The following is a 13,215-nucleotide window of genomic DNA, read 5'->3' as shown; positions in this document are numbered from 1 at the left end:
TATACCCTTATTCATGATGGAAACCATTTTTAATTTTTGAGTTCAACCCACTTATAGCTAAATTCTCCGCCATATTTATGTTCTAATAGGCCAGTAATTGAGCCACGTTGTAAATATGCTTTTCCAGGTTGATATACTGGAGCAATCGCAGCATCTTCAAGCAGTTGTTTTTCCGCTTTTAATAGTGCATCCCAGCGAGCTTGTACATCAACTTCTGTTTTTGCTTTTTTAATTAAATCATCATACGCTGAATTTGCGTAATTTACTTTGTTTTGCGCATTACCTGTTGTATACATTTCAAGGAATGACATTGGATCCATATAATCTGGACTCCATCCTGCATACGACATCGCATAATCTCCACTTGCTTCAAGTTTTAATTTTTGTGCAAATGGCTGCATTTTTGTCGGAACTGTTAGACCTGGTAAGTTCTTTTCAAATTGGCCTTTTAAATACTCTCCGATTTTTTTAGCATCATCAGTATCAAAGTTTAATAGCTCTAACTCTACTTTCTCTACACCAAGTTCTTTTTTACCAGCTTCCCAATATTTTTGAGCTTCTTTAATATCCTCTTTTATAAGCTTTCCGTTCTCTTCACGGAAGTCTTTTCCATTCGGACCTTTTGCTAAGCCTTTCGGAACAAAACCATATATCCCCTCTGAACCATCGTTTAAGATAACTTTTCCGATATTTTCACGTTCAAAGGACATTGCAATTGCTTTTCGGATATTTTTATTTGCTAAAAATTTATTCTTTTCATTTAAGCGAATAAATTGTGTAGATGGCCTCTTAATCGTTTTGAAATCAGCATCTGATTTGTATTTATCTACAAACTCTGATGTTAACACTACACGATCAATTGCTTTCGTTTCATATAAATTTATAGCAGTTGAACGATCCTTAACAATATTGAAGTTTATTTCTTCAAGTTTTACTTCTTTATTTTCCCAATACGTTGGATTTTTCTTAAGTTGGAAGCTTTGTTCATGCTTCCATTCATTTAATACGAATGGACCATTATAAAGTGTCGTATTGGATTCTAATCCAAATTTTGCTCCTTGTTCTGTTACAAACTTCTCATTCAAAGGATACAATGTTGGATAGACTGTTAAACTTACAAAATAAGGAACAGGGTTATCTAATTCCACTTCAAGTGTATGATCATCAATTGCCTTTACACCAAGTTCTTCAATTGGTAATTCTTTTTTGTTAACTTTCTCCGCATTTTTAACATCAAATAGTATGTAAGCAAACTTGGCACCCGTATTTGAATCTACAGCTCTTCTCCAAGAATAAACGAAGTCTTTCGCTGTTACAGGTTCACCATTAGACCATTTCGCATCTTCACGTAATTTAAATACATACTTTTTGCCATCCTCTGATTTCTCATAAGATTTTGCGACACCTGGAACAAGTTTATCATCTTTCCCCAGACGATATAATCCCTCCATTGTATTATTCATGATGTTAGAAGATGTTGCATCTGTTGATAACGTCGTATCCATAGTTGGAATTTCAGCTGTTTCGGTTAAATTTAACACTTGTTTGTTTGAGGATTTTTCTTTTGCGCCTGCTTTATTGTCCTCTTTTTGGTAACTACAAGCCCCTAGCATACTGACTGTCAACGTCGATGCAACTAATAACGGTATCTTTTTCTTCATGTTGTGTTGCCTCCCCTACTTGCACTTCCTGTACCCTCACTTGTTAAAAAGTAGAATTGAAAGAATAATCTCCAAGTTTCTACAATTTTCATTATACATATAATATAACAATTGTGAATATAGTTTTTTGTTTTTTTGTTAAAATTTTTAATAAAATGTTTATATTTTTATTTTTTTGTAAAGGGATACGTTAACATTGATACCATCATCTTGAAATCAGACCTTTAATTGCGTATAATTTTCAAAAAATTAATTCTAGTACATATTATAGCTTTTATAGTATAATAATTCTAGTAATATTTTGACGGAGGGGAACATTTTGAATAAAGTTTTTTTTCATACTTGTATACTAATTTTCATAGCGATAATCGCTTCTAGTATTGGCGCATTCCTCATTTCATCGCAATTTTTGTTGAATTTTGTCAACATCTTGTTTTATATTGCACTGTTTTTTATTCTTATCGGCGGTTTTTTATACATATTTCAAAATGGTTTTTTCAATGTAACCATTTACGCATTCCAAAGAGTATTTGGTACGAATAAAAAGATTGACTCTTTAATTGAAGAAGTCGAGGAACCTACAGATAAGAAAGAACGTATTTATAAAACATATTCATTCAAATGGACATATCCAATTTGTATTACAGGTATCGTTCTTGGGTTGTTCTCGACCCTTATTAGCTTTACTATTTTGATGTAGTTTGCAAACACTATCCCATATGATATAATAATCAGCAAAACATTTTGTTATAAAACTTTAGTTCTTTCATATTAAAAGAGCTCAAGTAACAATAAATAAATTTATATGTATGCGATGATAAAGAAGAGTACATATTGAGGCAATTTCAGAGAGCTTGTGGTCGGTGTGAACAAGTAATTGTACAGTATGGAATGGGCTTTTGAGCACCAAACCGAACCGAAAGTAGTAGGCTTTGGCGTTATATCCAAACGTTATTATGGATTAGAGAGATTTCACAGTAGTGAAATAATTAGGGTGGTACCGCGGTCCATTCGTCCCTATAGTTTTTGGGATGAATGGGCTTTTTTGTTTGCCTTCTCTTCCCCCATCACGCATTCAATTTTAGGAGGAATTACTTATGTCAGTTATCTTTTCTGGTATTCAGCCAAGTGGAACGATTACACTTGGAAACTATTTAGGAGCCATGAAGCAGTTTACAGAGCTTCAAAATGAACACGACTGTTATTTCTGTATTGTAAACCAACATGCGATTACAGTACCTCAAGATCCCGTCGGGCTTCGTAAAAACATCCGCAGTCTTGCTGCACTTTATGTGGCATGTGGCATTGACCCTGAAAAAGCTACTTTATTTGTACAATCAGAAGTACCAGCACATGCTCAACTAGGTTGGATCATGCAATCTGTTGCTTACGTTGGAGAATTAGAGCGTATGACGCAATATAAAGATAAAGCTTCTGGTAGAGATTCAGTTCCAGCTGGATTACTTACGTATCCACCATTAATGGCTGCTGATATTTTACTTTACAATACTGAAATCGTGCCGGTTGGTGATGATCAAAAGCAACATATCGAATTAACACGTGACCTAGCAGAGCGTTTCAACAAACGTTACCGTGAAATCTTTACAATGCCTGAAATTCGTATTCCAAAAGTAGGAGCTCGCGTTATGTCATTAACAGAACCTACGAAAAAAATGAGCAAATCTGATCCGAATCCAAAATCAATGATTAGTATGCTTGATGAGCCAAAAACAATTGAAAAGAAAATTAAGAGTGCTGTTACTGACTCTGAAGGTATTGTGAAATTTGATAAAGAAAACAAACCTGGTATCTCTAACTTATTAACAATCTACTCTTCATTCTCTGGAAAAACAGTTGAAGAAATTGAAGCAATGTACGAAGGAAAAGGATACGGCGACTTCAAAGGCGACCTAGCGCAAGTAGTCGTAGAAGCAATTCGTCCAATCCAAGACAAATATAACGAACTAATCAACTCACCAGAACTAGACGAAATTCTAGACAAAGGTGCAGAAAAAGCAAACCGCGTTGCATTCAAACAACTACGCAAAGTAGAAAACGCAATGGGACTAAGCAGAAAACGTAGGTAACATATAAAGCGGAGGCGGCTAGTTTAGAATGTGAGGGGGATGAAGCTCCTGACGTAGAGGCGCTTTTTGCCTCGCAGGAAGGCGCGAAGCCACCGAACATTCTTGCCGCTGGAACTAGATTACTACAAAATTAAAAAACCGCCAATTGGCGGTTTTTTAATTTACCTTTTGCTCATTTTCCATTTCCCATAACTTTTCAAAAAATGGCTGTCCTTTTACGAGACGCTCGCATAATTGTTCATGTTTCTCAGACCAGCCAGCTTTCGCTTCATCATACAGTCTAGCCCAAATATCCTCGAACTCCATATGTTGAACCGTTCCATATGCTGATGGATCCCACTCTGTGTACCAATAGCGAATCTCTGCTGTATTTTTCGTTGTATGTAATTGATCTAACGCCATAAATAATAATTGTTTTAGCTGTCTTTCTTTACGAGTCAAGCCATTCATAATGAAAGGCGATGGTGATAAAATGTGATGTTCTTTTTCTGTTTCTTCTACTTGGAACTCATACTTTTCTGCTTGTACGTTTTCTACCATCTCATATACCATCTGCTCTTGGCGTGGTATAAGTCTGCTTTTGCGAATTGGTACATTGTAACCAATTGTGTCAATCGCAATAATTCCTTTTCCATCTGTAACAACAAAGCAATACTCTTGCTGCAAACGTTCATGATTTTTACGAATATAAGCCTTATGATGTACGTCTTCCAGCATTTTTTGCGGAAGCTCTAACAATTCGTTCTCGATGTAATGATATAATGTGGCATCTACTTTTAATAATGGCACTTGATCTAATAGCTCAATCGTATCATCTTTCCGCCATTCGTAAAAATGACAAACGTTATACCCATTCTCTTCACCTTCAAACCAATTTACCCATACATCATGTAGATATAACATTCACTACCCCTCACTTCACTACTGTTTGTACCAATCATTATGTTCATTTTTGCTTAACTTTATTCCACTTGAGGAAATATATTCTAATTATTATTTTTTCTTCTATTAATACTAAAAAAAACAGGAAATAGAGCCCCTGTTTTTTTATATATGAAATGTATTTGCTTTATTCAATATTTCTTTTGCATCTATAGATAATAAAGAAAGTGTATCTTCTCCTTCCAAAGTTACACAATCTTTGACAATATGAAATCCAAGCGCATAGCCAAGCATCTTCGGATAAGAGTGAAAGCCATTTAATAAGATGTCATGTTCCCTTGTTCCTCGTTTTATACTTATTCTTTCATGTACAACATTTTTCCAATAATAAATAGCCTCTTCTTTTGAAAGATACGCCGTCCACGGTGCATTGTTTTTTTCTGAATATCTTTCCGTCACTGCTTGCTCAGCTAGCCCTTCCATAATCATTGTATCAAGTAATGTATATTCTGTTTCTTTCGTCTCAATTTGATGTAACCTGCATATGTGATGGTATTCATGCGCCAATAACACTTTTAATTCTTCTACCGAATTCCGTCCACATACGAATAAGAAAATAACATGACGCATAGATAATCCAGCCCTACCGTTATACTCTTCTTGCACAGTTCGATTATAGGAATCTGATAATAAAATAAAGACAGGGACATCCGGACCTTTCAACCAATTTTTCAATTTATCATACTCCAGGCTCAACTCTTTCCAAATTTCCTTTTCCTCTAATTCTTTAATTTCCTTTTCCCCGCGCATGATCGGGCGATACATCCCTTTTGAAATTAAAAAGCGATACAACCTTTCTTTTGGCAACGGAATATACTTCGTAAATTTCTCACAAAGTTTCTCTGGCCGTCCATAATATAAATGTAGCCATTCAGCTGTTTCAACAATCCCCATCTTTATCCCTCCTTTTTCTTATGTATATGCTACAGGAGAAAAAGACGTAAAAATAAATAAGGAGTTTTTTCGCAATATAATGCGGAAAAACTCCTTATTTTATCTATTATTTATACGATTTAAATACTAACACTGCGTTATGACCACCGAATCCTAATGAGTTACTTAATACTGCATTTACTTCTTGGTGTCTCGCTTGATTCGGTACGTAATCTAAGTCACATTCTGGATCTGGTGTCTCATAGTTAATTGTTGGAGGAATTACTCCGTCTGTAATTGATTTAATAGAGAAAATCGCTTCAACAGCACCAGCTGCTCCTAATAAGTGACCTGTCATTGATTTCGTTGAGCTAATTGCTACTTTATACGCATGCTCACCGAAAGTTTCTTTAATTGCCATCGTTTCATATTTTTCATTCGCATCCGTACTTGTACCATGCGCATTAATGTAATCAATATCTTCTGGCTGTAGGCCTGCATCAGCTAAAGCTTGACGCATTGCACGCACTCCGCCTTCACCACCAGGAGCAGGCATTGTAATATGGAATGCATCACCAGTTGCACCGTAACCTGCGATTTCCGCGTAAATGTGAGCACCACGAGCTAATGCGTGCTCTAATTCTTCAAGAATTAAAATACCTGAACCTTCACCCATTACGAAACCGCTACGGTTTTTATCAAACGGACGGCAAGCCGTTGCTGGGTCTTCATTAAATGTTAATGCTTTCGCTGAGCTAAATCCTGCGAATGCCATACTTGTTAGCGGCGCTTCTGCTCCACCTGTAATCATTGCATCAGCATCACCACGCTGAATTGCTTTAAATGCATCACCAATTGAGTTTGCACCAGATGCACAAGCCGTTACAGAACAAGTGTTAATTCCTTTTGCTCCTGTTGCAATTGATACTTGGCCTGCTGCCATATCTGGAATCATCATCGGTACGAAGAATGGACTCACGCGGCGCGGGCCTTTCTCAGTAAAAATCTTAAATTGTTCTTCGTATGTTTCCATACCACCAATACCAGATCCAATCCATACACCAATTCGAGGTCCATTTTCTTCTGTAATTTCAAGCTTTGCATCTGCAACTGCCATTTTCGCTGCTGCTACTGCATATTGTGTAAAGCGGTCCATACGGCGCGCTTCTTTTTTATCAATATATTTCTCGACTTCAAAGTCGTTAATTTCCGCTGCTACTTTTGCTGGAAATAGTTCTGGATCAATTCTTGTAAGTCGCCCGATTCCAGATACACCCTTTTTAATGTTTTCCCATGCTGTTTCAACATCTGTTCCGACCGGTGTAACAGCTCCTAGTCCTGTAATTACGACCCTCTTTTTTTCCATACAAAATACACTCCTTTTTTTCTCTCAGTCCTTATTTACCCCAACGAAGAGCGACTGCTCCCCATGTTAATCCGCCGCCAAAACCAACAAGTATAATTAAATCACCATCTTGAATACGTCCATTTTGCAATTCCTCTACCATTGCAATCGGAATTGAAGAAGCTGATGTATTACCAAACTTTTCAATTGTCATACTCATTTTTTCTTGTGGTAAATTTAATCTCTCTCTTGCAGATTCCATAATACGAATATTCGCTTGATGCGGTACTAAGAAATCTACATCCTCTTTTGTAAGACCAGCCTTATCCAGCACGCGAAGACAAGATTCACCAAGTTGACGAACGGCAAATTTAAAGACTTCTCTGCCATTCATCATAACATACTCGTCTTGATATAGATGCTTACCGCCGCTTCCGTCTGCTCCTAATTCGAAAGATAGAACGCCTCTTCCTTCTGAAACTGCTCCCATTACGATAGCACCGGCTCCGTCTCCAAATAATACCGCTGTATTTCGATCATTCCAGTCTACAATTTTAGATAGCTTATCACTACCAACTACTAATACGTTTTTATAAGTCCCCGTTTGAATAAATTGCTGCGCTGTAATCATTCCGTACATAAAACCAGCGCATGCTGCACCTACATCCATTGCAGCTGCATGTTTCGCTCCAATCGCTTCTTGAATGACACAAGCTACTGCTGGAAACGCACGATCTGGTGTTACTGTCGCCACTAAAATAAGATCGATATCTTCTCCGCTAACCCCTGCATCTTCAAGTGCTTTTTTCGCAGCCTCTACGGCCATATATGAAGTATCTATTGTATCATCGGCAATGCGTCTTTCTGCAATTCCCGTTCTCGTACGAATCCATTCATCGGATGTATCCATTATTTTCTCTAAATCGTGATTTGTGACTACTTTTTCTGGCACATATCTTCCGATCCCTAAAATGCCCACGTTCACATCGCAGCCCTCCGTTTTATATCAATTATTATGACTTGGTACTAATTTTAAAACATAAATGTATTTTTGTCTAGAATATATTTCGCATAAAACAGAAAGCTAACGCATTATCCACTTTATTTTTCATTAAAAGAAACAGAATCATACCTTTTCGTGTTTCATTCCAAATAAAAAGGCCCGAACCGCTTCTACTCACGATTCGAGCCTCCCCTCCATCAAAAAAGAAGAATTTTATTCTTGATCTGCTTTTCTTCTAAACTAGAGAGTTCTCTTCACTACTTTTCCTTTATCCTATTCATATCTCTGATTTTCCCCCAGGCGAGAATAAAAAAGGCCCTGACCGCTTCTATCCACGGTTCGGGCCTCTCTTCCATCTTAAAAAGATGCTTTTTATTCTTTATCTGCTTTCCCAAGCTCATAAGCTTCGTTCATAACTTTCATTAACAACTCTAACACCGGCTGTGCCTTCTCCATATCAAGTGCAATTCCGTTATCATCTAAAATTGCCTTCGCTTCCGGTAAATGCTTCATTGCGATTTGTAAAAACTGCATGCTTTTTTCGTTCATATTATACTCTTCCTCTCCATTAAAACTTTCACATACAATAGTGTAACACGCGTGCTACTCTTCGTATAACTCTTTATATTTTTTCATGTGTGCCAGTTGCTTATTTAAACCGTATTCTAACGGAGTATTTCTTTTTATCGAAATGACTTCAATAGCCTCATCTCTTATTTCATTATTATTTTTATTTACTTTATCATCCGCGCGTAAAAGATTCATACCTTTTTCCCATAATGACTGTTTACCACTAAGTAAATTGTATATACCAAGATGCGCCCCGTTCGTTCCATTTTCCCATAAGTATTCACATACATCTTCAATGTAAAGCAAATCACTTCCTTTTTCCTCACTCGTACAACGGCACTCTTTCTCGTCTAATTCTGATAAAATGAGCTGATGATACATCATAAAGGACGGTTGCCACGGTCCATATAATGTAGGAACTCGAAATACACTATATTTTAAATTCCCTTTTTTCAATCCTTCTTCTACTTTCAAAAATAGGCGCTTATTTTCGGATTCACCTGTACTACTTACTTCAATAGAAGAAATTAAATTTAACTTCACTTTTTGTTCTTCACACATTCTTATAATTCGCTTTAAATATTGTAATATGACTCTTTCATTCCGAAATCCACATTGCTGATTTGGCTCATATAAGCAAAAGTAGACAGTATCGAATCTCTCTTCCTCTACCGATCTCCATCCATCTTCATCTCTTATCGAATAATACGTAAATAACGCATTTCGCCCAATTAACAATAACTTCTCTTCATTAATTTTGGTCATACTATCGAATTCATCAAAATCAAGACCATACACTTCTACTTCTTCTGCGATCATTTTATTCACAAGGTGATAACCTACAAACGTAAGTGCACCTATTATCAGCACGCGTTCCATACCACCAACCCTTTCCCTTTGAAACAAATAGCTCCTCATTTATGTATATGGGAGCTTCACAATTCTTCTTCATATTTTTTAAAGAAATCGGTCGTTTGCCTAACCATTTTATATTTCACATCTTGCAGATGGAATAAGACAGAAGTATCACATTGATTTAATTGCCTCATTTTCTCATATCTCCGCAACTGCTGTTTTCTTCCTCTTTTTTCTTGTGTTGATACGAAAATTTTAACAGGTACACAAGATGGAAGAAGCGTAAATGATTTCTTATTTATTTTTAAATCTAATTCTTCTTCTTTGGAATCATACGCCAAACTTAATTCCTTCACGAGTCTCTTGTAAAAAAACTTATGCTCTTTCTCAAAACCCACATATTCTGGTAAATCTAAACACGGATTTAACATAACAACAGAACGAATACATTCAGGATATTTGTTCATCATTTCAAGTGCCACAAGCGCTCCCATACCATCTGCCATAATGTGCATCTTCGCATTTAACGTCTCTTTTCTCAAAACAACATCATATAAACGTTTTGCCAGACGAACAGATTGATCGTTCCCCCAATGTCTTCCGTATAAATTAGAGGAAAAGACCGTGTAGCCTTGCTCAATAAGACCATGTAAAAAATAAGATTTACCCGCATGTTGTGTCCATAAACTTGTACCATTCTCAATAAAGTAGTTATAATCACCGAGGAGCATAACAGAAAATCCATTTGGCTTCTCCGGTAAATAAATGACACATGGTTCTTTTTCTAAGTAAAAAAAACGTTCCGTAATACTCATTTTTCCCCCGCCTTATTTTCTAAACATATAAAAGTACTCTTTTATAATGTATGAACGGAATGCAAATTTGCGTTGAAAAATCTACAAATATTTTTCTATATTCTTTTTTCAATTGTGTTACAATAAGGACAGATTGAACGAATAGAGGTGTAAAATATGCGTTTCATTTGGGCATTAATTTGGTCGTTCTTACTTGTACATATGATGAGCTATGTAATCGGCTCTATGACTGGCGGTACATACGACTTTAACCAAGCGTCTATTTTCTCAGTTGTTCTTGCTGTGTTAGTACTAGCAATTTCAGCTGCAATTCCAAACGAGCCAGTAGAACAACACTAAAAAAAGAGTCCGGATTTTATCCGAACTCTTTTTTATTTTTATTTCACATGAACGACTAATTCGTTATTTTCTACATCAACAACTACGTGACTATTGTCAGTAATTGTTCCTGCAATTAATTCTCGTGCTAATTTCGTTTCCACTTGACGCTGTACGTATCGTTTTAATGGACGAGCTCCGTACATTGGGTCGAAACCAGCTTCTACAACAAATTCTTTTGCTGCATCTGTTAATTCTACTGTAATGTGACGGTCAGCTAGACGACCTTGTAGTTCTTTTACAATTTTATCAACAATGCCTTTAATTTCATTCGTTGTAAGAGGTTTGAATAAAATAATTTCATCAACACGGTTTAAAAATTCAGGGCGGAAATGTCCTCTTAATTGTCCCATTACAAGATCTCTTGATTCCTCTTTAATCGAACCATCTTCTTCTAATCCATCTAGTAAATGAGCAGATCCAATATTTGAAGTCATAATAATAACTGTATTTTTAAAGTCCACTGTACGACCTTGCGAATCTGTAATGCGCCCATCATCTAACATTTGTAATAAAATGTTGAATACTTCTGGATGTGCTTTTTCAATTTCATCTAATAAAACAACGGAATATGGTTTACGTCTTACCGCTTCTGTTAATTGACCACCTTCCTCATATCCTACATATCCAGGAGGTGCACCAATTAAGCGTGACACTGCGTGTTTCTCCATATACTCAGACATGTCAATGCGAATCATTTGCTCTTCACTATCGAATAAAGACTGCGCTAACGTTTTTGCAAGTTCTGTTTTACCAACACCTGTTGGTCCTAAGAAGATGAAAGAACCAATCGGGCGGTTCGGATCTTTAATACCAGCGCGAGCACGAAGAACTGCGTCTGACACTAAGCTTACTGCTTCCTCTTGTCCGATGACACGCTCTGATAAGATTTGCTCTAAGCGTAATAATTTCTCGCGTTCACCTTCCACGAGTTTCGCAACAGGAATACCCGTCCAGCGTGAAACAATATCTGCAATTTCTTCTTCACTTACTTCCTCACGTAATAAACGATTTTCTTGTTTATTATGCGCGCCCATTTCTTCCGCTTCTTTTAACTCTTTTTCAATTGCTGGAATTTTCCCGTGACGAAGTTCGGCTGCTTTATTTAAATCGTAATTACCTTCTGCTTCTTCTAATTCACGACGCAGACGTTCTAAATGTTCACGTAAGTCACGAACTTTGTGAATGTCTTCTTTTTCTTTCTCCCACTTTGCTCTCATACCACTTGCAACTTCTTTTAAATCCGATAATTCACGTTGCAATGTTTTTAGACGCTCTTGGCTACCACGATCCGTTTCTTTTCCAAGAGCCGCTTCTTCAATTTCCAGCTGCATAATGCGGCGCGTTACTTCATCTAATTCTGTTGGCATAGAATCGATTTCTGTACGAATTGTTGCACACGCTTCATCAACAAGGTCAATTGCTTTATCAGGTAAGAATCGATCTGAAATATATCGATCTGATAAAACTGACGCTGCTACAATCGCACGGTCATGAATATTTACACCGTGATAAATTTCAAAGCGTTCTTTTAATCCACGTAAAATTGAAATTGTATCTTCAACAGTTGGTTCTTCTGCTAATACTTGTTGGAAACGTCTTTCTAGCGCTGGATCTTTCTCAATATATTTGCGATATTCATCGAGCGTCGTCGCCCCGATACAATGCAGTTCACCACGCGCAAGCATCGGTTTTAACATATTTCCTGCATCCATGGCTCCTTCTGTTTTACCAGCTCCAACTATTGTATGAAGTTCATCAATGAATAATAAAATGCGTCCTTCACTCTTTTTAATTTCATTTAATACAGCTTGCAGACGCTCTTCGAACTCACCACGGAATTTCGCACCAGCTACGAGTGCACTCATATCTAACGCAAAAATCGTTCTATCTTTCAATCCTTCAGGTACATCCTTTTTCACAATACGCTGGGCTAGCCCTTCAACGATTGCTGTTTTACCAACACCTGGCTCCCCAATTAAAACCGGATTGTTTTTCGTTTTACGTGAAAGAATACGGATTACACGTCGTATTTCACTATCACGGCCGATTACAGGATCGATTTTCCCTGCTCTCACTTCCGCCACTAAATCACGACCATATTTTTCTAACGCTTCATAAGTTGCTTCTGGATTTTGACTCGTCACTCTTTGATTCCCCCGAACTGTCATTAAAGACTGTAATAAGTTATCTTTCGTAATATGCAATCTTGTAAATAATTGATTTATATCGCCTTTTTCTTCAGAAAAAGCAAGCAACACATGTTCTACTGAAATGTAATCATCCTGCAGTTTTTCTGCTTCTTTCCCTGCTCTTACAAGCAGTTGTTGCAGAGCGCTCGTTACATACAATTTTCCAACTTCTGCACCGCTCCCCGTTACAGAAGGTTTCTTTTTAATTAAACTTTCAGCACCTTGCTTTAATGCTTCTATATCAACATTCATTTTTTGAAATATACGTACTGCTAATCCATCTTGCTCTTCTAATAATGCAAGTAATAGATGAACAGTATCCACCTCTTGGTGATGATGAGATACCGCTAAAGATTGGGCACTCATAATCGCCTCTTGTGTTTTTGTTGTCATTTGATTTAAGTCCATCTTTACAGCCCTCCAAAAGTTTGACTTTCTTTGACCTTTGATTTGATTATACGCCAACTGACTTTTTTATACAATAATTTTGCCTA

At 36.8% G+C, this 13,215-nt stretch carries 12 protein-coding genes and 1 other annotated feature; of the genes, 3 read left to right on the top strand and 9 right to left on the bottom strand.

What is annotated here, in order from left to right:
- Positions 1–29: 29 nt before the first annotated feature.
- A complete protein-coding gene (locus BM089_RS01485) occupies positions 30–1,661 on the bottom strand; it encodes a peptide ABC transporter substrate-binding protein (protein ID WP_053565022.1) in 1,632 nt (543 codons plus the stop codon).
- 319 nt (positions 1,662–1,980) lie between these two features.
- On the opposite strand from BM089_RS01485, the gene BM089_RS01475 reads away from it, so the two are divergent.
- Positions 1,981–2,361: a DUF3899 domain-containing protein gene (locus tag BM089_RS01475; protein WP_001044985.1), complete on the top strand. Its 381-nt coding sequence runs from the start codon at positions 1,981–1,983 to the stop codon at positions 2,359–2,361.
- Positions 2,362–2,466: 105 nt separating this feature from the next.
- Positions 2,467–2,683 (top strand) — a binding site (T-box leader).
- Between the two features lie 75 nt (positions 2,684–2,758).
- Positions 2,759–3,748, top strand: coding sequence for a tryptophan--tRNA ligase (gene trpS / locus BM089_RS01470; protein ID WP_000110982.1), 990 nt, complete (start codon positions 2,759–2,761; stop codon positions 3,746–3,748).
- A gap of 156 nt (positions 3,749–3,904) precedes the next feature.
- Here trpS and BM089_RS01465 read toward each other — a convergent pair whose 3' ends face one another.
- From BM089_RS01465 to BM089_RS01435, 7 genes are all read right to left on the bottom strand, one after another.
- On the bottom strand, positions 3,905–4,651 hold the full coding sequence (locus BM089_RS01465; protein ID WP_000966129.1) for a YjbA family protein: 747 nt from the start codon (positions 4,649–4,651) through the stop codon (positions 3,905–3,907).
- A 144-nt stretch (positions 4,652–4,795) separates the two neighbouring features.
- Positions 4,796–5,584 (bottom strand): DUF2268 domain-containing putative Zn-dependent protease, encoded by a 789-nt coding sequence (locus tag BM089_RS01460; RefSeq protein WP_053565023.1) that lies wholly within the window; start codon positions 5,582–5,584, stop codon positions 4,796–4,798.
- Positions 5,585–5,690: 106 nt separating this feature from the next.
- Entirely contained in the window at positions 5,691–6,929 is a 1,239-nt protein-coding gene (gene fabF / locus BM089_RS01455; RefSeq protein WP_000412656.1) for a beta-ketoacyl-ACP synthase II, read from the bottom strand.
- 31 nt (positions 6,930–6,960) lie between these two features.
- Entirely contained in the window at positions 6,961–7,893 is a 933-nt protein-coding gene (fabH, locus tag BM089_RS01450) for a beta-ketoacyl-ACP synthase III (protein WP_001100533.1), read from the bottom strand.
- A 390-nt stretch (positions 7,894–8,283) separates the two neighbouring features.
- On the bottom strand, positions 8,284–8,460 hold the full coding sequence (locus BM089_RS01445) for a ComZ family protein (RefSeq protein WP_001986215.1): 177 nt from the start codon (positions 8,458–8,460) through the stop codon (positions 8,284–8,286).
- Positions 8,461–8,514: 54 nt separating this feature from the next.
- The gene (locus BM089_RS01440; protein WP_000487723.1) at positions 8,515–9,387 is read right to left on the bottom strand and encodes an NAD-dependent epimerase/dehydratase family protein; all 873 of its coding nucleotides are present in this window, start codon (positions 9,385–9,387) and stop codon (positions 8,515–8,517) included.
- Positions 9,388–9,416: 29 nt separating this feature from the next.
- The gene (locus BM089_RS01435) at positions 9,417–10,151 is read right to left on the bottom strand and encodes a lipase family protein (protein WP_000028690.1); all 735 of its coding nucleotides are present in this window, start codon (positions 10,149–10,151) and stop codon (positions 9,417–9,419) included.
- Between the two features lie 156 nt (positions 10,152–10,307).
- Between BM089_RS01435 and BM089_RS01430 the strand changes: the two genes are divergently transcribed.
- Positions 10,308–10,490: a YjzD family protein gene (locus BM089_RS01430; protein ID WP_001211116.1), complete on the top strand. Its 183-nt coding sequence runs from the start codon at positions 10,308–10,310 to the stop codon at positions 10,488–10,490.
- 38 nt (positions 10,491–10,528) lie between these two features.
- Here the strand turns inward: BM089_RS01430 and clpB are convergent, their stop codons facing one another.
- Positions 10,529–13,129, bottom strand: coding sequence for an ATP-dependent chaperone ClpB (clpB, locus tag BM089_RS01425; RefSeq protein WP_000365401.1), 2,601 nt, complete (start codon positions 13,127–13,129; stop codon positions 10,529–10,531).
- Positions 13,130–13,215 lie beyond the last annotated feature (86 nt).

This window comes from Bacillus sp. 5mfcol3.1 (assembly GCF_900114335.1).
Lineage (GTDB): Bacteria > Bacillota > Bacilli > Bacillales > Bacillaceae_G > Bacillus_A > Bacillus_A thuringiensis_S.
The sequence above is the reverse complement of the archived record's forward strand: the minus strand, read 5'-3'. Positions and strand labels throughout refer to the sequence as shown.